This is a genomic window from Streptomyces sp. NPDC026206 (assembly GCF_040638465.1).
In the GTDB taxonomy this organism is placed as follows: Bacteria; Actinomycetota; Actinomycetes; order Streptomycetales; family Streptomycetaceae; genus Streptomyces.
On record NZ_JBEZYL010000018.1, the window covers coordinates 106,674 to 126,412 of the forward strand.

22 protein-coding genes are annotated in these 19,739 nt (G+C 70.5%); 18 read left to right on the forward strand and 4 right to left on the reverse strand.

The features are described from left to right. Positions 1-2 precede the first annotated feature (2 nt). The 9 genes from AB0F13_RS23200 (at position 3) to htpX (ending at position 10,131) form a co-directional block, all read left to right on the forward strand. Positions 3-1,526: an NADH-quinone oxidoreductase subunit C gene (locus AB0F13_RS23200; RefSeq protein WP_362085540.1), complete on the forward strand. Its 1,524-nt coding sequence runs from the start codon at positions 3-5 to the stop codon at positions 1,524-1,526. Continuing rightward, entirely contained in the window at positions 1,523-2,494 is a 972-nt protein-coding gene (locus AB0F13_RS23205; RefSeq protein WP_362085456.1) for a complex I subunit 1 family protein, read from the forward strand. Before AB0F13_RS23200 ends, AB0F13_RS23205 begins: the two co-directional genes overlap by 4 nt. Further along, positions 2,494-3,057, forward strand: a complete 564-nt coding sequence (locus AB0F13_RS23210; protein WP_362085459.1) for an NADH-quinone oxidoreductase subunit I — start codon at positions 2,494-2,496, stop codon at positions 3,055-3,057. Before AB0F13_RS23205 ends, AB0F13_RS23210 begins: the two co-directional genes overlap by 1 nt. Continuing rightward, complete coding sequence (locus tag AB0F13_RS23215; RefSeq protein ID WP_362085462.1) at positions 3,054-3,638, forward strand: NADH-quinone oxidoreductase subunit J; 585 nt, start codon at positions 3,054-3,056, stop codon at positions 3,636-3,638. Before AB0F13_RS23210 ends, AB0F13_RS23215 begins: the two co-directional genes overlap by 4 nt. Further along, positions 3,638-4,006, forward strand: coding sequence for an NADH-quinone oxidoreductase subunit NuoK (nuoK, locus tag AB0F13_RS23220; protein WP_362085465.1), 369 nt, complete (start codon positions 3,638-3,640; stop codon positions 4,004-4,006). Before AB0F13_RS23215 ends, nuoK begins: the two co-directional genes overlap by 1 nt. After that, positions 4,003-6,012 carry an NADH-quinone oxidoreductase subunit L gene (locus tag AB0F13_RS23225; RefSeq protein WP_362085468.1) on the forward strand — a complete coding sequence of 670 codons (2,010 nt, stop codon included), beginning with the start codon at positions 4,003-4,005 and terminating at the stop codon, positions 6,010-6,012. Before nuoK ends, AB0F13_RS23225 begins: the two co-directional genes overlap by 4 nt. Positions 6,013-6,029: 17 nt before the next feature. Continuing rightward, complete coding sequence (locus tag AB0F13_RS23230; protein ID WP_362085543.1) at positions 6,030-7,616, forward strand: NADH-quinone oxidoreductase subunit M; 1,587 nt, start codon at positions 6,030-6,032, stop codon at positions 7,614-7,616. After that, positions 7,616-9,121: an NADH-quinone oxidoreductase subunit N gene (locus AB0F13_RS23235; protein ID WP_362085471.1), complete on the forward strand. Its 1,506-nt coding sequence runs from the start codon at positions 7,616-7,618 to the stop codon at positions 9,119-9,121. Before AB0F13_RS23230 ends, AB0F13_RS23235 begins: the two co-directional genes overlap by 1 nt. Positions 9,122-9,264: 143 nt before the next feature. Beyond that, on the forward strand, positions 9,265-10,131 hold the full coding sequence (gene htpX, locus AB0F13_RS23240) for a zinc metalloprotease HtpX (RefSeq protein WP_362085474.1): 867 nt from the start codon (positions 9,265-9,267) through the stop codon (positions 10,129-10,131). A gap of 103 nt (positions 10,132-10,234) precedes the next feature. Here htpX and AB0F13_RS23245 read toward each other — a convergent pair whose 3' ends face one another. The 3 genes from AB0F13_RS23245 to AB0F13_RS23255 form a co-directional block, all read right to left on the reverse strand. Further along, the gene (locus tag AB0F13_RS23245) at positions 10,235-10,669 is read right to left on the reverse strand and encodes a MarR family transcriptional regulator (protein ID WP_362085477.1); all 435 of its coding nucleotides are present in this window, start codon (positions 10,667-10,669) and stop codon (positions 10,235-10,237) included. 139 nt (positions 10,670-10,808) lie between these two features. After that, positions 10,809-11,018: a hypothetical protein gene (locus AB0F13_RS23250; protein WP_362085480.1), complete on the reverse strand. Its 210-nt coding sequence runs from the start codon at positions 11,016-11,018 to the stop codon at positions 10,809-10,811. Continuing rightward, positions 11,018-11,515, reverse strand: coding sequence for an ATP-binding protein (locus AB0F13_RS23255; RefSeq protein ID WP_362085483.1), 498 nt, complete (start codon positions 11,513-11,515; stop codon positions 11,018-11,020). Before AB0F13_RS23255 ends, AB0F13_RS23250 begins: the two co-directional genes overlap by 1 nt. 47 nt (positions 11,516-11,562) lie before the next feature. Between AB0F13_RS23255 and AB0F13_RS23260 the strand changes: the two genes are divergently transcribed. After that, positions 11,563-12,876, forward strand: a complete 1,314-nt coding sequence (locus AB0F13_RS23260; RefSeq protein ID WP_362085486.1) for a hypothetical protein — start codon at positions 11,563-11,565, stop codon at positions 12,874-12,876. 2 nt (positions 12,877-12,878) lie between these two features. On the opposite strand, the gene AB0F13_RS23265 is transcribed toward AB0F13_RS23260, so the two are convergent. After that, complete coding sequence (locus AB0F13_RS23265) at positions 12,879-13,412, reverse strand: NUDIX domain-containing protein (protein WP_362085489.1); 534 nt, start codon at positions 13,410-13,412, stop codon at positions 12,879-12,881. A gap of 273 nt (positions 13,413-13,685) precedes the next feature. Between AB0F13_RS23265 and AB0F13_RS23270 the strand changes: the two genes are divergently transcribed. From AB0F13_RS23270 to AB0F13_RS23305, 8 genes are all read left to right on the forward strand, one after another. Further along, a complete protein-coding gene (locus AB0F13_RS23270; protein WP_362085492.1) occupies positions 13,686-13,802 on the forward strand; it encodes a SapB/AmfS family lanthipeptide in 117 nt (38 codons plus the stop codon). A 292-nt stretch (positions 13,803-14,094) separates the two neighbouring features. Beyond that, positions 14,095-14,487, forward strand: coding sequence for a YccF domain-containing protein (locus tag AB0F13_RS23275; protein ID WP_362085495.1), 393 nt, complete (start codon positions 14,095-14,097; stop codon positions 14,485-14,487). A 401-nt stretch (positions 14,488-14,888) separates the two neighbouring features. Continuing rightward, positions 14,889-15,338, forward strand: coding sequence for an NUDIX domain-containing protein (locus AB0F13_RS23280; protein WP_362085498.1), 450 nt, complete (start codon positions 14,889-14,891; stop codon positions 15,336-15,338). A gap of 40 nt (positions 15,339-15,378) precedes the next feature. Continuing rightward, complete coding sequence (locus tag AB0F13_RS23285; RefSeq protein WP_362085501.1) at positions 15,379-16,605, forward strand: helix-turn-helix transcriptional regulator; 1,227 nt, start codon at positions 15,379-15,381, stop codon at positions 16,603-16,605. A gap of 149 nt (positions 16,606-16,754) precedes the next feature. Continuing rightward, complete coding sequence (locus tag AB0F13_RS23290; protein WP_362085504.1) at positions 16,755-17,498, forward strand: hypothetical protein; 744 nt, start codon at positions 16,755-16,757, stop codon at positions 17,496-17,498. 14 nt (positions 17,499-17,512) lie between these two features. Then, positions 17,513-18,406 carry an aminoglycoside phosphotransferase family protein gene (locus AB0F13_RS23295; RefSeq protein ID WP_362085507.1) on the forward strand — a complete coding sequence of 298 codons (894 nt, stop codon included), beginning with the start codon at positions 17,513-17,515 and terminating at the stop codon, positions 18,404-18,406. Then, positions 18,349-18,840 carry a class I SAM-dependent methyltransferase gene (locus tag AB0F13_RS23300; protein WP_362085510.1) on the forward strand — a complete coding sequence of 164 codons (492 nt, stop codon included), beginning with the start codon at positions 18,349-18,351 and terminating at the stop codon, positions 18,838-18,840. Before AB0F13_RS23295 ends, AB0F13_RS23300 begins: the two co-directional genes overlap by 58 nt. Before the next feature lie 23 nt (positions 18,841-18,863). Continuing rightward, positions 18,864-19,394, forward strand: a complete 531-nt coding sequence (locus AB0F13_RS23305) for an HAD domain-containing protein (RefSeq protein WP_362085513.1) — start codon at positions 18,864-18,866, stop codon at positions 19,392-19,394. The last annotated feature ends 345 nt before the right edge of the window (positions 19,395-19,739 follow it).

Sequence of the window (19,739 nt, forward strand, 5' to 3'; positions counted from 1 at the left end):
CGATGCAGCCGGAGCCATCGCCGGAGCCGTCGCCGCAGACCGGGCCCGAGCCGGTCGTGGCATGGCTGCCGCGCGGGGCGGCGGAGCTGTTCGGCGAGGGCGCGACCGCCGAGGAGGGGTACGGCCTGCTCACCGTGGACGTCCCGGCCGGGGCCTGGATCCCTGCCCTGGAGACGGCTCGCACGACGCTCGGCTGCACGTTCTTCGACTGGCTCAGCGCGGTCGACGAGCCCGGCACGGGCTTTCGCGTCTGCGCGCACGTGGCGGCGCTGCCGGGCGGAACGGGCGGAACGGGCGGTAGCGGCGGCACCGGCGCGGTCCGGCGCCTGGTCGTACGGACCACCCTGCCGCACGACGCGCCCGCGCTGCCCACCGCGACCGGCGTCTACGCCGGTGCGGCGTGGCACGAGCGCGAGACGCACGAGATGTTCGGCATCGGCTTCACCGGCCACCCCCACCTGGTGCCGCTGCTCCTGCCCGAGGGCTTCGAGGGCCACCCGCTCCGCAAGGACTTCGTCCTCGCGGCCCGCGTCGCGAAGGCCTGGCCGGGCGCGAAGGAACCCGGCGAGTCGGCGGAAGGCGGCCCCAAGCGCCGCCAGATGCTTCCCCCGGGCGTCCCCGACCCCAACGAATGGGGCCCCCTCAAGGGCCAACTCCCCCCAGCCCCCACCCGCCCCACCCGCACCCCCCGCACCGCGGCCGGCACCGCCGGCGCGGAGCGCCCGCCCCGCCGCGCCGCCCAGCCGACGGAGAACACTGCGGCGCCCGCGCCGCGCCGAGCGCGGAGTGTGAGTGAGGGTTCGGCGAGCCAGGCGGCGGAGGGTGCGGAGGCTGCGCCGCGTCGCACGCGCTCGGCGGGCGATGGCTCGGCGAGCCAGGCGGCGGAGGGTGCTGAGGCTGCGCCGCGCCGTACTCGGAGTGTGAGTGAGGGTTCGGCGAGCCAGGCGGCGGAGGCTGCGCCGCGCCGCACGCGCTCGGCGGGCGATGGCTCGGCGAGCCGGCAGGATGGCGCCTCCGAGCCCCAGCCGACGAGCCCCCGCCCCGTCCCGCGCTCGTCCGACGCCCCCTGGCACCACGCCCGCCCGGCCTTCAGCGAGACGTCGGCAACCCCGGACGCACCGACAGCCGAGAACGAGCCCGGCGACGCGGACGCCGCCGCAGGCGGCCCCGGCAGCGAGCCGGATTCCTCCCGCCGCAGCGGCGAGCAGCCCGCGCGGCGGAGCCCGGCGGTGCCGAACGTGCCGGACCGTGAGGCCCCCGGCACAGCCGGAGCCGCAGCCGAGGCCGGCGACGTGGACACGGACGCCGCGGGTTCCGCCGAGCCGGATTCCTCCCGCCGCAGCGGCGAGCAGCCCGCGCGGCGGAGCCCGGCGGTGCCGAACGTGCCGGACCGTGAGGCCCCCGGCGCAGCCGGAGCCGCAGCGGAGCCCCGCGACGCGGACCCCGCCGCAGGCAGCGGTGGCAGCGGTGGCGGCGGTGGCGAGTCCGAGAACGATACGAACCCCGCCGGAGGCGAGCCCGCATGAGCAGCAGCGACACTCTCGACGTCGTCCTGCGCCTCCTGGCCGTGTTCGCCGTCTTCCTCGTGCTGCCGCTCGCCATCGGGCAGACCGAGCACAAGGTCATGGCCCATATGCAGGGCCGGCTCGGGCCGATGTACGCCGGTGGGTTCCACGGGTGGGCGCAGCTCGTCGCGGACGGCGTGAAGTTCGCGCAGAAGGAAGACATCGTGCCCGCGGGCGCGGACCGGCGGATCTTCAAGCTCGCACCTGCCGTGGCACTGCTGCCCTACCTCCTCGTGCTCGTCGCGATCCCGGTCGGGCCCGGCAACGCCGTCGGCCAGTTCGTCGACGCCGGCATCTTCTTCGTCCTCGCCGTCATGGGCATCGGCGTACTCGGCTCGCTGATGGCCGGATGGGCGTCGGCGAACAAGTTCTCCCTCCTCGGCGGTCTGCGGACCGCCGCCCAGCTGATGGCGTACGAGCTGCCGATGCTGCTCGCGGCGGCCTCGGTCGCCATGGCGGCGGGCACGGTCTCGCTGCCCGGGATCGTCGACGCCTTCCACTGGTGGTGGGTGCCGTGGCAGATCGTCGGCGGGGTCGTCTTCTTCACCGCCGGGCTCGCTGAGCTGCAGCGGCCGCCGTTCGACATGCCGGTCGCCGACTCGGAGATCATCTTCGGTGCGTACACCGAGTACACCGGCCTCCGCTTCGCGATGTTCCTGCTGTCCGAGTACGCGGGCATCGTGGTCCTGTGCGGCCTGACGACCGTGCTCTTCCTCGGTGGCTGGCACGGCCCCTTCGGGGCCGATGGGCTCGGCTGGCTGTGGACGCTGCTCAAGGCGGCGGTCCTGGCGTTCGTCATCATCTGGCTGCGCGTGACCTACCCGCGTCTGCGCGAGGACCAGCTGCAGAAGCTGGCCTGGACCGTCCTCATTCCGCTCGCCCTGGCGCAGATCGCGCTGACCGGCGTCATCAAGGTGGTGACCCAGTAATGCCCATTCCCGGCTCCGGCCTGGCCAAGGGCCTCGCCGTCACCCTCCGCACGATGACCCGCCGCTCGGTCACCGCGCAGTACCCGGACGTCCAGCCCGAGCTGCCGCCCCGCACGCGCGGCGTCATCGGACTGTTCGAGGAGAACTGCACGGTCTGCATGCTGTGCGCCCGCGAGTGCCCCGACTGGTGCATCTACATCGACTCCCACAAGGAGACGGTGCCCGCCGCCACCCCGGGCGGCCGCGAGCGCAGCCGCAACGTCCTCGACCGCTTCGCGATCGACTTCTCGCTCTGCATGTACTGCGGTATCTGCATCGAGGTGTGTCCTTTCGACGCGCTGTTCTGGTCGCCGGAGTTCGAGTACGCCGAGACCGACATCCAGGAGCTCACCCACGAGCGGGACAAGCTCCGCGAGTGGATGTGGACCGTGCCCGAGCCGCCCGCGCTCGACCCGGCGGCCGAGGAGCCGAAGGAGATCGCGGCGGCCCGCAAGACGGCCGAGAAGCTGGCCGCAGCCGCAGCACAGCAGGCGGCGGAAGCGGACCAGGAGGGAGAAGCATGACCGGCACCCACACCGGCGCCAGCACCCACACCGGCACCGTGCTCGCCGCGCACGCGCACGGCTTCCTCTCGCCGACCGGCGTCGAGATCGCCTTCCTGCTGGTCGGCCTCGTCACCCTGGGTGCGGCGGTCATCGCCGTGACCACCAGGCAGCTGGTGCACGCCGCCCTCTGGCTGGTGATGGCGCTCGGCGGCCTCGCCGTGGAGTACCTGCTGCTGACGGCGGAGTTCATCGCCTGGGTACAGGTCCTGATCTACGTCGGTTCCGTCGTGGTCCTCCTCCTCTTCGGTCTCATGCTCACCAAGGCCCCCATCGGCCGCTCCCCGGACGCCGACTCCGACAACCGCCTGCCCGCCCTTGCCGTGGCCCTCGCCGCGGCGGCCGCGCTGGTCTGGGTGGTCGTGGACGCCTTCCGCGCGACCTGGATCGGCCTCGACGGCGCGCCGCAGGGCACCACCAAGGTCTCCGGAGAGATCCTCTTCCGGCACTGGGTGCTGCCGTTCGAGGCACTGTCCGTACTGCTGCTCGCCGCGCTCGTCGGCGCGATCGTCCTGTCCCGCAGGAAGAACGAGGAGCGCTGATGCATCTCGTCTACCCGGCCGTCCTCGCCGCCCTCCTCTTCTGCGTGGGCCTGTACGGGGTACTGGCCCGGCGCAACGCGATCCTGGTCCTGATGTCCGTCGAGCTGATGCTCAACGCCGTCAACCTCAACCTCGTCGCCTTCGACGTATGGCTGCGCGACGAGCTCCACGCCGGCCAGGCGCTCACCCTCTTCACCATCACCATCGCCGCCGCCGAGATCGGCATCGGCCTGGCGATCGTCCTGCTCGTGTACCGCAACCGCGGCACTGCCGACGTCGACCGGCTCCGCGACCTCCACGAGGAGACCGACGCGGCAGGACCGTCCGAACCGGCAGACCGCGACGAGAAGGCTGAGGCCGCCGCGTGACGACCACGACCACCGCCGGCACCGCCGCTCTCGTCCCCCTCCTGCCCTTCCTCGGTGCCGTCGGCGGGCTGCTGCTCGGCCGCCGCGCACCCGGGTTCGTACGGCCCCTCGCCGTGCTGCCGACGTTCGCCGCCGCCGTCCTCGCGGTCGTCGTCGCCTGGCGGCAGGGCGGTGGCAGCGGCGGTGCGGCCATCGACGCCGCCACCCGGCTCACCCCCACCGGATCCGTGCCGATCGACCTCGCCCTGCACCTGGACGGCTTCGCCGTCCTGGTCGCCGTGCTCGTCGGCGTCGTCGCGACCTGCGTGCAGCTCTACTCCACCGCCTACCTGCGCGACGACCCCCGCTACCCCTCCTACGCGGCCCTCGTCTCCCTCTTCACCTCCGCGATGCTGCTCGTCGTCTACTCCGGCGACCTGATGGTGCTGCTGGTCGGCTGGGAGATCATGGGCATCTGCTCGTACTTCCTCGTCGGCCACTACTGGGAGACCGAGGCCGCGCGGGCCGCCTCCCTCAAGGCCTTCCTGGTCACCAAGCTCGGCGACGTCCCCTTCCTGATCGGCATCTTCGCGCTGGCCGCCGACGCCGGAACGTTCCGGGTCAACGGCATCCTCACCGCCGCCGTCTCCGGCGACATCGAGCACCCCACCCTCATCGCGCTGCTGCTCCTCGCCGGAGTCGCCGGCAAGTCCGCGCAGTTCCCGCTGCACACCTGGCTGCCCGACGCGATGGCCGGCCCCACCCCGGTGTCCGCGCTGATCCACGCCGCGACGATGGTCGCGGCCGGTGTCTACTTCATCGCCCGGCTCCTGCCCGTCTTCGCCGCCTCGGCGGCGGCGCTGGTCGTCCTCGCCGTCATGGCCGCGGTCACCATGACCGGCTCCGCGCTCGCCGCCCTCGCCCAGGACGACATCAAGCGCGTCCTGGCCTACTCGACCGTCGGCCAGCTCGGCTACATGACCGGCGCCCTGGCCGTCGGCGACCGTGGTGCCGCCGTCTTCCACCTCATCTCGCACGGCGCGTTCAAGGCACTCCTCTTCCTCGGGGCAGGCGTGATCATCCACGCCGCCGGTACGAACTCGCTCGCCGCGATGTCGCGCATGGGCGGCCTCGCCAAGCGCATCCCCGACGCCTACTGGACGATGACCGTCGCCCTCCTCGCGCTCGCCGCGATCCCCCCGTTCAGCGGCTTCTTCTCCAAGGAAGCCGTCCTCGGCGCCGCCGAGCACGCCGCCACCGGCGACGGGCACGGCATTCCCGGCGCGGCGGGCTGGATCGTCCTGGTCGCCGGACTGGTCACCGCCCTCCTCACCGCCGGCTACGCCACCCGCCTGTGGCTCCTCGCCTTCCACGGCAAGGGCGCCGACGCCGCCGACCACGGCCGCCAGCCGCCGGCCATGAACGCCGTGCTGTGGGTGCTGTTCCTGCCCACCGCCGCATTCGGCCTGGCCGCCTGGAAGCTGCCCGACTGGTTCGACGGGGGCTCCCTGACCCCCACGCTGACCACCTCCGTCCTCTCCACCGGCTGTGCCCTCGCCGGCGCGATCGTCATGTACGCGGCGTGGCGCCGCACCAGCCTGCTCGCCGCCGGCGCCCCGCTCGGTGCCGTCGCCGCCGACCCCGAGGGCGCCCCGTACGTCTCCGAGGAGGAGACGATCGCCTCCCACGAGGCCGCCTACGGCGGCATCGCGGGCGCCCCCGACCCCGCCGACCCCGGCAGGCTCCTCCTGGGCGCCCTCCACCGGCACGCGGTCACCGGCTTCCACCTCGACGCCGTGTACTCCGCACTCCTGGTCCGGCCCGTGCGCGGTGCCGCCCGGCTCGCCCACTTCCTCGACCGCGAGGTCGTCGAGGCGTACGTGCGCGGCGCCGGCGCCGCCCCCCGCCTGCTCGGCGCGGTCGTCCGCCGCGCCCAGACCGGCAATGTGCAGACCTACCTCAGCGCCCTGCTCGCCGGCTCCGTCGTCCTGGCCGTCGCCGCCGTTCTCGTAGCCACCGGAGCCTGACCGTGAGTCATACCGTCATGCAGATCCTCCTCGCTGCGATCGTCGTCGTCCCCCTCCTCGGAGCCGTCGCCGCCCTGCTTCCGGCCCCGCCCGGCCTCAAGGGCACCAGCCCCGGCCAGGCCGTACTGCGGCACGGCGTCACCGTCACGGGCGCCGTGCTCGCGCTGTCCATCGCCCTCGCCGCCGGCTTCGACCACGACCACCCGGCGCGCATGCAGGCGACCACCGACATCAGCTGGATCCCGGCCCTCGGCATCCGGATCCACCTCGGCGTGGACGGCGTCTCGCTCCCCCTCCTCGTCCTGTCCGCGCTGCTGACCTTCCTCTGCGCGCTGTACAGCTACGGGTCACCTCCGCGTGAGCGGAGCGCCAGCCCGAAGGCATTCGTCGCACTGCTCCTCGTCCTCGAGGCCGGCACCCTCGCGACCTTCGCCGTCCTCGACCTGATGCTGTTCTTCCTCGCGTTCGAGATGGTGCTCATCCCGATGTACTTCCTCATCGCCCGCTGGGGCGGCGAGGGAAGGACACGCGCGGCGTGGCGGTTCATCCTCTACACCCTGCTCGGTTCCGTCGTGATGCTGCTCGGCCTCCTCGTCATCGGCATCAAGGGCGGCACGTTCGACATGGTGGCACTCGCCACTGACAACGGGTCCGGGCTCAGCCACACCACGCAGGTCATCGCGGTTCTCGCCATCGGGACCGGACTGGCCGTCAAGGCTCCGATGTGGCCCCTGCACAGCTGGCTGCCCGACGCCCACACCGCCGCCCCCACGGTCGGCTCGGTGCTCCTGGCGGGCGTGCTGCTGAAGATGGGCACGTACGGGTTCGTGCGCATCGTCCTGCCGATCACCCCCGACGGCGCCCACACCTTCGCCCCCTACCTGGCCGCCTTCGCGGCCGTCGGCATCGTCTACGGCTCCCTGGTCTGCCTGGCCCTGGCCCGTACCGGCGCCAAGGGCGACCTCAAGCGGCTCATCGCGTACTCCTCGGTCGGCCACATGGGCTTCGTGCTGCTGGGCATCGCGACGCTGACCCCCACCGGGGTGAACGGCGCGCTGTTCGCCAACATCGCCCACGGCCTCATCACCGGCCTCCTCTTCTTCCTCGTGGGTGCCATCAAGGACCGCTACGGCACCAGCGACCTCGACCGCCTCTCCGGCCTCACGGGTGCCGCGCTCTACGGCAGGGCGCCCCGCCTCGGCGGCCTTCTCGCCTTCGGCGCCGTCGCCTCGCTGGGCCTGCCCGGGCTCGCCGGGTTCTGGGGCGAAATGCTCGCGATGTTCGCATCGTTCCGCCCCGCCGAGGGGCTCAGCCGCCCCGCCTTCCTCACCTTCATGGCCCTGGCCGGCTTCGGCACGCTGCTGACCGCGGCGTACATGCTCGTCGTCGTGCGCCGGGTGTGCATGGGCGGCGACGGCGACGGGGACGGCGTCACGCCCGCCAACGCCCCCACCGGGGCCGGGCCGCTCGCCGACGTCCAGGCGTACGAGTTCGCCGCCTGGACCCCGCTGGTAGCCCTCACCGTTCTCGCCGGACTCTGGCCCGCGGCCCTCCTCGGCCTCAGCGACCCGGCCGTTCAGCAGCTCCTCGCAGGAGGCAAGTGATGGGCTCCCTCGTCCAGTCCGTCGACTGGCTCGCCATCGCCCCGCCCACCGTCACGGCCGTCGTGGCCCTGGTGATCCTGGTGGCCGACCTCTTCCTCCCGGAGAGCCGGAAGCCCGTGCTCGGGTGGATCGCCATGGCGGGCCTGGTCCTGGCGGGCCTGAGCCTCCTGCCGTTGCTCGACGGCGACCGGTCGACGTTCTGCCTGACGGGCACGGACGCCGGGCACGCCTGCAGCTACACAGCGGACCACTTCACGCTCGTCATCCAGTTCCTGGTGCTCGGCGGTGCCCTGCTGACGGCGCTTCTGTCCGTCAGTGCGATCGCCGACCTCAAACTTCCGGCGGGCGAGTTCTGGTTCCTGCTGCTGTCCTCCGCCGCCGGCGCCGCCCTGCTGCCCGCGTCCCGGGACCTCGCGACGCTCGTGGTGGCCCTCGAAGTGGCCTCGCTGCCCGCCTTCGCCCTCGTAGGCATCCGGCGCGGCGACCGCCGCTCCTCCGAGGCGGCGCTGAAGTTCTTCCTCTCCTCCGTGACCGCCACCGCCGTCACCCTGCTCGGCGTCAGCTTCGTCTACGCGACCACCGGCACCCTGCACCTCACCCAGGTCGCCGACGGCCTCACCCACGTGGACCCGCGCCTGGCCGTCCTCGCCAAGGCGGGCGTCGCCCTGACCCTCGTCGGCTTCGCCTTCAAGACCGCGGCCGCCCCCTTCCACTTCTGGGTGCCCGACACCTACGTGGGCGCGCCGCTGCCGATCGCCGCGTATCTGTCCGTCATCGGCAAGGCCGTCGGCTTCACCGGCCTCATCCTGGTGGCCGTCGTCGCCTTCCCCTCGTACTCCGCGGTGTGGGCCCCGGCCCTCGCCGTGCTCGCCGCGCTCACCATGACCGCCGGCAACGTCGCCGCGCTCCGCCAGCGCCCGGACCGCCGGCACAGCGCCGTCCGCCTGCTGGCCTGGTCCTCCGTCGGCCAGGCGGGCTACCTGCTCGTCCCCATCGCCGCCGCCGGCTACGCCGACGACCCCGCCCGCGCCATCGGCTCCACCGTCGCGTACGCCCTGATGTACGCCGCCGTGAACCTCGGAGCCTTCGCCGTCGCCGCGCTCGTCGCCCGTACGAGCCCGGACAACCGCATCGCCGACTACCACGGCCTCTACGCCCGCAACCCGCTCGCCGCCCTCGCCCTCGGCTTCTTCCTGCTCTGCCTCGCGGGCCTGCCGCCGGGCATCATCGGGCTGTTCGCCAAGGTCACGGTGTTCTCGGCGGCGGTCGACGCGGGGCTGGGATGGCTGGCCGTGGTCATGGCCGTCAACGTCGTGATCGCGCTGTACTACTACCTGCAGTGGACGGCGGTCCTCTTCCGCCGCGGCGAGGAGGAGACCCGCCCCGCCCGGCTGCCCGTCCCCGCCCCGCTCACCGCCGCCATCGCCCTGGCCTCCGTCCTGGGCGTGGCCCTCTCCGGCGCCCCGCAGCTGGTCCTGCGCTTCGCCTCGCAGGCCCTGCTGTAGGCCGAGCCGCGGCGGCATCACCCGGATGACGCCGCCCCCGGCGGCGTGCACAAGGGAACTAGCGGCTCTCGTCCGGCGTTGACCTGTTCGAAAGGTTCCACTGGTTCAAGGGTTCCCCTGCCGCACCATTTGGAGGGCGTACCGTGCACCGCCGGCACAACGGGCTCAGGACAGCAGTGCTCCTCGGGGGCCTGTCCGCGCTCATCATCGTCATCGGCAGCATGTTCGGCCGTACGGGTCTGATCGTCGCGGTCCTGGTGGCACTCGGCACCAACGCCTACGCCTACTGGAACAGCGACAAGCTCGCCCTGCGGGCGATGCGGGCCCGGCCGGTCAGCGAGTTCGAGGCCCCGCAGCTCTACCGCATGGTCCGCGAGCTCTCCACCGCCGCCCGTCAGCCGATGCCCCGCCTCTACATCTCCCCGACCGAGGCCCCCAACGCCTTCGCGACCGGCCGCAATCCGCGCAACGCCGCCGTCTGCTGCACCGACGGCATCATGCGCCTCCTCGACGAGCGTGAGCTGCGCGGTGTCATCGGCCATGAGCTCAGCCACGTCTACAACCGCGACATCCTCATCTCGTCGGTGGCGGGCGCACTCGCCTCGGTGGTGATGTTCCTCGTCAACTTCGCCTGGCTCATCCCGATCGGCCGCTCGGACGACGACGAGGGCCCCGGCATCGTCGGCATGATCATGGTGATGATCCTCGGCCCTGTGGCGGCCTCCCTCATCCAGCTCGCCGTCAGCCGCTCCCGCGAATACGAGGCCGACGCCTCCGGCGCCCGCCTCACCGGCGACCCCCTCGCCCTCGCCTCCGCCCTGAACAAGCTCGAGGCCGGCACGAAGAGGCTGCCCCTGCCGCCCGAGCCACGCCTGGAGACGGCGAGCCACATGATGATCGCCAACCCCTTCCGCGCGGGCGAGGGCATGTCCAGGCTCTTCTCCACGCACCCGCCCATGCGCGAGCGCATCAGCCGCCTGGAGCAGATGGCGGGCCACCGGAACCCCTGATCACGGCGGCGGTGGCATCACTTGACCCCACACTCGGCGGCGTACGGTGCGCCGAACCGCGCCGTACGGGGACGAGGGCAGGCCAGTGGCGCGCCCGCCCGGCTCAGCCGTCGCTGCGGATCGCCTGCACACAGCGCGCCAGCAGGGCCCGCAGACTGTCCATCTCCTCGGCGGTGAACTCGTCCGCGAGGCGGCGCTCGATGCGTACGGCCTGCTGATCGGCGAGCTCGACGGCCCGCCTGCCGGCGTCGGTCAGCCGGGTCTCCAGCATCTTCTGGTGCCACGGATGCGCCGACCGCTCGATGAGGCCGCGCCCTTCCAGGTTCCTGAGCACGGCCGTCATGGCCTGCGGGGTGACGAGACAGGCGCGGGCCAGTGCGGCTGCGGACATGCCCGGATTCTGCGACAGGGCCAGCAGGGCCGCGTACTGGGCGACAGTCAGGTCGGCTGCCTTCACCGCGCCGCTCTTGGCGGACATCAGGGCGTGCTCAGCGCGCTTGATGTCCAGGCCGAGCCGGCTGTCAGGGGGCATGTCCATGGGTAGGACCCTACCGTCCGAACACGCCTCGGCCCCGGGCCATCCGAGCACAGCCACCCTGCGCTCCGGCGCGCCACCGCACTGCGCCAAGTACCCCTGGACGACGCCTCTTCGAACCCCCGGACGGCCCGGCCGCCGTTCACCGGCTGCCGGATGGCGTCGGCCAGGTGCGGCGTACCCGAAGCGTTTGCGTGGCGTCGACCTTCAGCGGCAGGCCGGATGTAAACATCACCACATAACCGCAGTGATCCCGTGCCTGAGAGTCCCCGCGGACCGCCGCCACCACCCGCTGTTCGCCCCCGCCGACGAGCACGTCTCCGTGCCGCAGCATGTACGGCAGTACGCGCATCAGCCCCACGCTCCGCCGCCGGGAGCCGCCAGCACGGCCCATACCGACTTGCCCACCCCGTCGCGTTCGCTCACGCCCCAGCGGTGCGACAACCCGGCGACGAGAACCAGCCCCCGCCCGCGCTCCCCGCCCTGCACCCGCAGGACGGGGAGCCTGTCGTCCGCGTCGTCAACCGCGATCCGCACACCGTCCCGCTCATGGCGGAAGCTCGTCTCGATCTCCCGCCCCGGTGGCACCCGCGCGTGCACGACCGCGTTCGTCAGCAACTCCGACAACACGACGAGCGCCGCACCCTCGACCGACACCAGCCCCCACTCCGCCAGCGCCTTGCGCAACTCGGCCCTGGCCAGACCCACGCAACGGGGGTGCCGCCGCCAACGCCGCACCACCACCGGCCCGTTCATCTCCTCCGTGCCCTGCATGACGACCATGCTCGGCGTCCGCGAAGGGCAGTGATTCCCGCCGACGGGCATGCCCACGGTGGGTAGACTCCCCACGAGCCGATCGTGGCTCGACCAGGTCACAGCCCACCCGGGGGTGCCAGTTGACCGAGCCGGTGCCGTTCACTGCCGTCCACGCCGTGCCGGAGCACGTGCTCGCCCGTGCGGACGTCCGTGCGGCACTGGCGCAGCGCGACTTCGGGACCTTCTTCGCCCTGACCCGTAAGTGGTCCGGCATCAGCTACATGCGGATCGCCGACGCGTGCGACATGAAACCCGAGCGAGTCGGCAAGCTGGCGCGTGGCGAAGGCCGTGTGACCAGCGTCGAGAAGATGGAACAGATCGCGGACGGGCTGCGAGTCCCGGGCGCCGTGATCGGCCTGGCCCCTCGCCCTTGGGAAGGCGCCGCCCCACTTGCGGCCCCCACCGTGCCGGTGAAACCGCGCGCGGGCGGGTCCGTGGGGCCGGTATCCGGCACCGACCTGGACAGCGTCCTCGCCGTGGCCAACGGAAGGAAACTGAGCCCAGCCACGCTTCGCGCGCTCCACTCGTCCATCGAGGACTACTGGCGCCGCGATGACGAACACGGTGGCGAGACGCTGCGGCCTGCTGTCGTCGGGCAGTTGCGTTACGTCCTGGAGCTGATGAGAGGTGTGGGCGAGAGTGCCCACCGGCTCGGCCTCTGCGCCGTCGCAGCAGAGCTCGCCCGGCTCACCGGCTGGACCTACTTTGACGCACGGCAGTACAGCCAGGCCCGCGTCTACTTCACGGAGGCATTGCACACGGCGCAGACGATCGGCGATCGGCTGTTCATGGCCAACGCGCTGGCCTGTATGAGTCTGCAGGCGACTTATGAGGATCGGCCAAGGGATGCGGTGGCCCTTGCGGCTGCCGCGCAGGACAACGCACGTGGAAATGGTGGAACACCCCGCGTCATGTCGATGCTGTCGATGCGGGAAGCGTTCGCTCACGCGTCGGCGGACGACCCGACGTCCGCGAGGTCCGCGATCGCCGAAGCGCACAACCAGTTCGAGCAGGTCTCGGCTGATGACGTCGACCCAGCATGGGTCGCCTACTTCGACGAACCCAAGCTCATCGTCGATACGGGCATCGTTCACAGCCGGATGGGAGACATCACCGCGGCTGAGCCGCTGATCACAGCTGCTCTACGGCGAGACGTTTCGAGCAACCACCGAGGCCGCGCCTTCCGTACGTTCTGGCTCGCCAAGACCCAGTTGCAACGAGGTGACGTCGAGCAGGCGTGTCAGACGGCCACCGGTGCTCTGGAGGCGGCTTCGTTCGTCGGATCGGAACGGGTCATGGGGCATCTGCGTGAGTTTCACCAGCAGCTGGCCCCGTACAGCAAGGAGCCGGAAGCCACGACCTTTTCGGAACGGCTACGCGACGCTCTCTTGTGACCTCACCGGATCGCCTCGTCCATCAGCACGTACAGCAGGCCGACCAGTGAGCCGCTGCTGACGATCTCTCGACGGTCGATCATGCCGCGAACGCGTTCCAGAGGTATCCACTCGATGCGGTCGGATTCGTTCTTTTCCGTAGGCGGTCCGATGTACGTCGCACCGTCCGCGTGGAACACGTAGTGCTGCGAGTCCGTGATGCCGTTCGCCGGCTCCGCGTAGACCAGCGGTTTCATCGGCGTGGGGCGCCAGCCAGTCTCCTCTTCGACCTCGCGAGCGGCGGCGGCCTCGGGGGATTCACCGGCCTCGATGAGACCCATGGGCAGTTCCCAGGCCCATGTGTCCGTGATGAAGCGGTGCCGCCACATCATGAGGACTTCGCGGCGGTCGTTGACGACAGCAGCAACGGCAAGGTGACGCATCCGTACGACGTGGTGCTCCCAACGCCGTCCATCCGGCTGCTCGACGTCAACAAGGCACAGATTGACCCACTGGTTGGTGTAGATCTGTCGCTCGCCGTGAGTCTTCCACTGCATGTGAGCCGCCCCTCTCGCCAATGGCCCCTCAGCATCCCAGAGATCGAGCACATGCGGAGCAGCCGGAGTGTCGTGGATCAGGAGGGCACCGCCAAAGGCCGCAGACGCCTCCGCACCGCCGACGTGTGCGCCAAGCGCCGCTGCCGCACGCCTATGTGGCCTCCCGGCAGCGGTGCGACCATGGGACGAGGCGGTTCGCGACCGCACTCTGCCGCTGGGCACCGCAACACGCCCGGTCGCCCGCAAACCGGCAGGGGAAGGGGGTGACGAGCGATGGTGCTCCTCGATCTGCAGGCCATGGAGCCCGCGGAGGGTGAAGAGACCCGCATGGCCTTCGGGGCCAGCGACGGCAGCGGCCTCAGCATTGTCCTCTGCGGCGGCGACGAATAGCTGTGACGCACGGGGGCGCCCGTTTGCGCGGCGCCCCCCGCTTCCGTCCGCTCCGGACGGCTGCGCCCCAGGTCGGGTGCGGAGTTCGACTTCACGCCGTCCCGAACGCGGGTCCGCCACCGCCCGGGCCGCGTGCCTGAAGAACAGCGGACCGCAAGCGAGCGGCACCCGGGCCACCGCCGAGCCACGAACCGCCGACTGATCCCGTCCGGTCCCGGAAAACAGCAACCACAGGTCAGCGCCCGAGCGTCTCAGTGGCCAGAGAACCAGTCACGTGGAAGGCTACTGTTTTATGAGGTTCATCCTAAATATCATCTGGCTGGTCCTCTGTGGGCTATGGATGGCGATTGGCTACGTCATCGCCGGATTGATCTGCTGCATCCTGATTGTGACGATCCCATTTGGTATCGCCTCCTTCCGCATCGCTGCCTACGCCCTGTGGCCCTTCGGCAGGACGACGGTCGAACGGCGCGACGCCGGCGCCGGATCGCTGATCGGCAACATCATCTGGATCATCTTCGCGGGCTGGTGGCTGGCGCTCGGCCACATCGTCACCGGCATCGCCCTCTGCGTGACGATCATCGGCATCCCGCTCGGCATCGCCAACTTCAAGCTGATCCCGGTCTCGCTGATGCCCCTCGGCCGCGAAATCGTCCCGACGGACCGGCCGTTCGCCACCCGCTAGCGAAAAGCCTGACGGCCAGAATGAGGGCGCGTCGGGGCGGTGCTGTCACCGTTCCCGACGCGCCCTCTTCGCGTGCGTACGCGCGTACCCGCGCTCCCGCTGTACTAGCGGTAGTTGACGAACCGCTCGAGTGATCGTCTGACCTGCGTTGATCTAAGGAAACTCCGGTTGACGTGCGAAAACTACACTCGGTAGTTGCCGCCGTTTTCCGGGGTCTTTCTGGTCCTTGTGCCCTGGGTGTGCCCTCGAGGCACAAGGGGCGCGCCCTCGCTCTCCAGCGGTAAGACTGGTAGTCCGGGCTGCCAAGCTGATGCACGTTAAGCAGCCGTAGAGCCCGATAGGTGATCACTACGACCCCATCTACGCTGACGGGACAAGGTTCCGTCGCGAGGGAGTAGATCGTGGGGCAGCATCCGGACCGCTACACCGCCGTTGTCGACGTCTGCGTGATGCTGCGCCGTGCCGATGGCTGGGTGTTGTTCTCCGAGCGGGCGAACACAGGGTTCTCCGATGGTCTGCTCGGCATCCCGGGCGGACGGCTGGAAGCCGACGAGTCCCTCACCGTGGGCGCGGCGCGGGAGCTGTCCGAGGAAGTCGGGGTTCAGGTCGACCCCGACTCGTTGAAGTTCGTACATGTCGCACACCACTACGGCGAGGAATGGGGCGCGCGACTCGGTTTCTTCTTCGAGGTGGACGCTTGGGAAGGCGAGCCGGTGAACCGCGAGCCCGAGCTCTGCGCCGGCCTGCACTGGGTCGACCTTACAGATCTTCCCGACAAGACGATCCCATATGTGGCGAACGTGTTGACCGAGATCCGGGCGGGCAAGACGCTGTCTCTGCATGGCTGGTGACCAACCGCCCCGGTGACGCGCCGGAGACAGGAGGCACACGGTGGGCCTACCCTCCCCGATCGGCGAGCAGCTCGCTCGCCTGCGCGCCCGGCGCGGCCTGACACAAGAAGACCTGGCGGCGCGCGCGGGGGTCGGCGTGGACGTCGTGCGCCGGCTGGAGCAGGGAGTGCGATCGACCGCACGGCTTGCGACTCTGGCGCGACTGGCTAAGGCGCTCGACGTCGGGCTGCCCACACTTATGGCCCAACCGGACGTGCTCACCACGTCGAGCCCGTCCTCGGCCGGCAAGGGGATGCTCGACCTACGCCGCGTGCTCACCCCCTCGGACGCGCTGACCGGCTTTGCCGCCCATGGAGACGCAGATGTCGGTGCGCCGACCCTCGAGGCTCTGAGCGCGTCAATTGAAGAGGCGTGGGGGCTATATCAGGAAGGCAGCTACTCGGCAGTTGTCGCTAGCCTGCCTGACCTGATTGCCGAGTTACGTCATGCGGTACGCGACTCCGCCGACGTCGACAAAGTGGTGTTGAACGAGTCCATGGCGACCGCCTGCGAGATTGCTGCGGGTGTCGCTATCGCCCTCGGCAAAGAGGATCTGGCGTTCATCGCCGTCGAACGCGCGGTCGCCGCCGCCGAGGCATCCGGCAGCGAATTACAGCAAGCGTGCGCGGCGAACTTCGCTACCTGGATTCTGTGCCGACAAGGCCGGTACGACGAAGCTGAGGCATTCGCGGTTCGCGCTGCGCAGCACTTCGAGCCGTCCCTCTCGCGCGCAGATGCGCCACACGTTGCCGTATTCGGAGCATTGCTCATCAATGCCTCGGCCGCTGCCTCCCGCAACGACCGTGCCGCGTCGTGCCGTGATCTGCTCGGAGTAGCACGGGCTGCGGCTGCCCGGTATCAGATTGACCACGCCGACCGGCAAGCCGTGTTCGGACCGAGCGTCGTGGCCATGTCCGCAGTGAGTGACGCGGTCGAGTACGGCGATCTCGACGAGGCGCTGCGCCTGGTCGACGAGGTGCCGGAAGACGGACGGGTGCCCGAGACATGGCGCGCCCGCTACCTGTTGAACGTCGCGTACGTCCAGCAGCAGGCCCGGAAGGACGCCGATGCAGTGGCCACACTGATGCAGGTGCGCGCACTGGCACCGGAATGGATGACCTACCACCCCCTTGGCCGTGATGTGGTGGCCGAGCTACTCGACCGGCGCGGTCGACGTCGCATGCCCGAGCTCGGTGTTCTTGCCGATCATCTCGGCGTGCGGGCCTGACCAGCACCGGTAGGCCACTACGGCATACCTGCATCGTCTGAGCTGCGGAAACTGTGCCGGGCCGTCCCTTACTCGCTCATGGGCGCGCCTTTACGGTCCGTTGTGCTGCTACGAAGCAGCGCACCGACCACCGGCAAGGAGGCTGCGTCATGACCGCTACCGCCCCGCCCGTCATCAGCGTCAAACTGCCCGAAGCGTTCGACCCGCGCTGGGCCCGTCTGCCCGGCATCGAGGTCCACGGCACGGACATCACGATCGACCCCGCGAAGTACTTCTTCCGCTTCGACTCCGCGTCGTGGCTCGTGTGCGACTGGGAGCAAGTCCGCGCCGGCCTCCTCGGCGTCGAGGAGACGGCCGAGGCAGCGCTCGAGCAGACTGCCCTCGACTTCATTCGCGCCAACGGGCGCACCACGGCCGATCCGGCGAAGGTACTCACCACGGCATGGGAGGTCTACGCCTACCTCTTCCGTGACGAGCTGCTGCCCGTCGCCGGCCTCGAGCAGATCGGCCCGGCCGAGCTCCGCATGCTCCGCGAGGCTGCCACGCTCATGGCGCTCAACAAGGTCGAGCTCGACGGGACGATCAGCAACGTCGGGCCGTGCTGGTTCTTCCCCGCCGCGACCTCGGTCGTCTTCGACCTCGACGAGGAAACGGGCGGAATGCTCGATGAGGTCTACCACTCCACGTGGTTCAACGAGTCGCGGCGCGTGGAGTCCATCAAGGCACACGCCGCGCTCGGCGGTCGGCTGGTGCACGGGTGCCAGTCCGTGCCCGACCAGTCCGGCGGGGCATGCCTCCCCTACGGCGCATCCATCGACCGGTTTCGTGAGGACCTGCGCGCCTTCCGCTCCGAGTGGCTGAGCGCCGTGTACGCCTGCGGCACGACGAACTGACCAGGAGGACGACAGTGGACACCACGGACGTCACCGCCATGCTGCCGCGCCTGCTGGCAGACGCCGGCCTCGAAGCCTCACACACCCGAACGCCCATCCGGGTATGGGCCCGATCCGGCGTGGAACGCCTGACCTTCCCGGACAGTGCGTCCGTGGTGTTCAAGTACGCCGAGGAGCCGTTCGACAGCGAGGATTACGCCCTCGGTATGGCTGCCGCGGTTGGGCTTCCCGTCCCCACCCTGTACGCCGCGCAGCACCACGGGCCGCTGCTCGGAATGCTGATCGAAGACCTCGGTGCAGCGGTCCGTGACGCCGACGACCTCGACGGCGCCACGGCAGCGGCAGCGATTCACCGAGTCAGCAACGACCCCGGACTGCGCATGCTCGACGAGGCGGCCCTCGCGACCCTCCCCACCCGCCTCTCCGAGCGCCTCAAACGGCACGGAGCAGCCGAAGAGCTGAGCACAGCCGCCGATGCCCTGTACCGCGCCGCTGAGGCCAGGGCTCAGGGTGCGCAGCTCCCGCCGTTCGGTCTGGTGCACTCAGAGTTCCACCCCACGAGCATCCATATCGGCGCCGGAGAACTGCGCATTCTCGACCTTGCGCGCGTCTTCATCGGCCCCGGCCTGCTCGACCTTGCGTCGTGGCACGGCACGTTGGAAGCGCCGGACCCTGAACGCACCAGCGCTCTACTCGACCGGTATGTAGAAGCCGGCGGTGCCCGGGAAGCACTGGACGACCGCGGCGGGCTGGACGCTGCTTCCTGGGCGCTCGGATGGCATCGCATCTGGGCTGCCGAGTGGTTCACCGAGCAGCTCGACCGCGGCTGGGCCAAGGGAGCCGAGGGCAAGTGGATGACCACCATCGGGCGCCACGTGGGGGAAGCCGTCGCCCTGCTCAAACCGTAGAACCTCCCCGACGCCTCGAGCTCACCCGAGCCCCCGGCATCGGCCCGGACGCAGCCCTACTCGGCGACCTGCGCGGCTCCCTGGTCGTCGAGCTGGGCTGCGGCAGCGGGCACAACCTCGCTCACCTCGTGGTCCACGCCGGAGCAGTCGGCATCGGTGTGGACCGCGACCCTCACAAGGTCGACCGGGCACGGGCCCTGTACGGCCACCTCAGCCGGCTTCATTTCGTCCGCGGCGACGCCGCTGAGTATCTGCGGAATCTCCCACCCAGCTCGGTCACCGTCTGTCTGTCCATCTTCGGAGCATTCAGCTTCTCGGACCCTCGGCCGCTGCTCACCGCATCCGCCGCCGCCCTGCGCCCCGGCGGACGGCTCTTGATGACCATCCGCGCCGACGACCGTCACGACCGAGTGACCCTGCTCAAGCGTCGTTGATCACCGGAAGGGATCACCCGCTCATGCTGCTGTACCTCGATATCGACGGGGTTCTCATCCCGGGGCCGAACCGTCACGGGCACACCCCCGCCTCGCACCGCCTCGACAACGTTTTGCCCGAGGGGTACACCGAGCCGGTCAAAATTTGGCTCAACCCCGAGCACGGGCCGCAAATCCTCGAGCTGCTCGACGCCACCAGCCTGGAACCGGTGTGGTGCAGCAGTTGGCGCGCCGATGCGTCCGGCTTGATCGGCTCCCGCCTCGGGCTGCCCGCCTGGCCCCATGTGCCGCTGCCGCGCTTACTCCTCACGACAAGCCACCCCGATGGGTACCTGTGGAAAAGGGATCACGTCGCCGTTCATGCAGCCGGCGCCCCGTTCGCCTGGATAGACGACGACTTCACCGACGTCGACCATGCCTGGGCAGAAGCACGTGCCGCTGCCGGCCACCCGACGCTCCTCGTACAGCCCGAGCACTACGTCGGCATCCTGCCTGAGCATCTGCATGCCGTCAGGGCATGGGCTGCGGCGGGCGCCCTGCGGCGCAGCGCATGAGGACGGCGATCGGGCCTCGCCACCGAGCGGCAAACCATCGGCGGGACAGGCTCGGTTCATTCCTCAGCGTCCTGTGGGCTGCTGGCAACGCCGCGGGGCTTGTTCTCCTTGCGGCGCTCGGTCAACAAGACCTGAGCAGCCACGCGGCGGGGGGCACCCGGCCTGTTCCGGTCACGGCACCGGATGAGCAGCCTCCCGCCATGCTCTGACGCCTGCCTCCCGCGCGCGGAGAGTGGGGGGGGGGGGGGGGGCCGCCAACCCCCGCGCGTGTGCCGCGGGGCGGCCCGGAAAGGAGATGGGGCCCCCAAGGAAAAAAAGTAGGGGGGGAGGGTGGGTGAAAGAGTT

Bases quoted from the DNA above. Each gene is read 5' to 3' on its own strand.
- AB0F13_RS23210 (WP_362085459.1), top strand. From the start codon at position 2,494: ATGCCCATTCCCGGCTCCGGCCTGGCCAAGGGCCTCGCCGTCACCCTC.
- AB0F13_RS23245 (WP_362085477.1), bottom strand. From the start codon at position 10,669: ATGGACATGCCCCCTGACAGCCGGCTCGGCCTGGACATCAAGCGCGCT.
- AB0F13_RS23230 (WP_362085543.1), top strand. From the start codon at position 6,030: ATGCAGATCCTCCTCGCTGCGATCGTCGTCGTCCCCCTCCTCGGAGCC.
- nuoK (WP_362085465.1), top strand. From the start codon at position 3,638: ATGCATCTCGTCTACCCGGCCGTCCTCGCCGCCCTCCTCTTCTGCGTG.
- AB0F13_RS23205 (WP_362085456.1), top strand. From the start codon at position 1,523: ATGAGCAGCAGCGACACTCTCGACGTCGTCCTGCGCCTCCTGGCCGTG.
- AB0F13_RS23215 (WP_362085462.1), top strand. From the start codon at position 3,054: ATGACCGGCACCCACACCGGCGCCAGCACCCACACCGGCACCGTGCTC.
- AB0F13_RS23275 (WP_362085495.1), top strand. From the start codon at position 14,095: ATGAGGTTCATCCTAAATATCATCTGGCTGGTCCTCTGTGGGCTATGG.
- AB0F13_RS23270 (WP_362085492.1), top strand. From the start codon at position 13,686: ATGGTGCTCCTCGATCTGCAGGCCATGGAGCCCGCGGAGGGTGAAGAG.
- AB0F13_RS23235 (WP_362085471.1), top strand. From the start codon at position 7,616: ATGGGCTCCCTCGTCCAGTCCGTCGACTGGCTCGCCATCGCCCCGCCC.
- AB0F13_RS23250 (WP_362085480.1), bottom strand. From the start codon at position 11,018: ATGCGCGTACTGCCGTACATGCTGCGGCACGGAGACGTGCTCGTCGGC.
- AB0F13_RS23200 (WP_362085540.1), top strand. From the start codon at position 3: ATGCAGCCGGAGCCATCGCCGGAGCCGTCGCCGCAGACCGGGCCCGAG.
- AB0F13_RS23265 (WP_362085489.1), bottom strand. From the start codon at position 13,412: ATGCAGTGGAAGACTCACGGCGAGCGACAGATCTACACCAACCAGTGG.
- AB0F13_RS23305 (WP_362085513.1), top strand. From the start codon at position 18,864: ATGCTGCTGTACCTCGATATCGACGGGGTTCTCATCCCGGGGCCGAAC.
- AB0F13_RS23290 (WP_362085504.1), top strand. From the start codon at position 16,755: ATGACCGCTACCGCCCCGCCCGTCATCAGCGTCAAACTGCCCGAAGCG.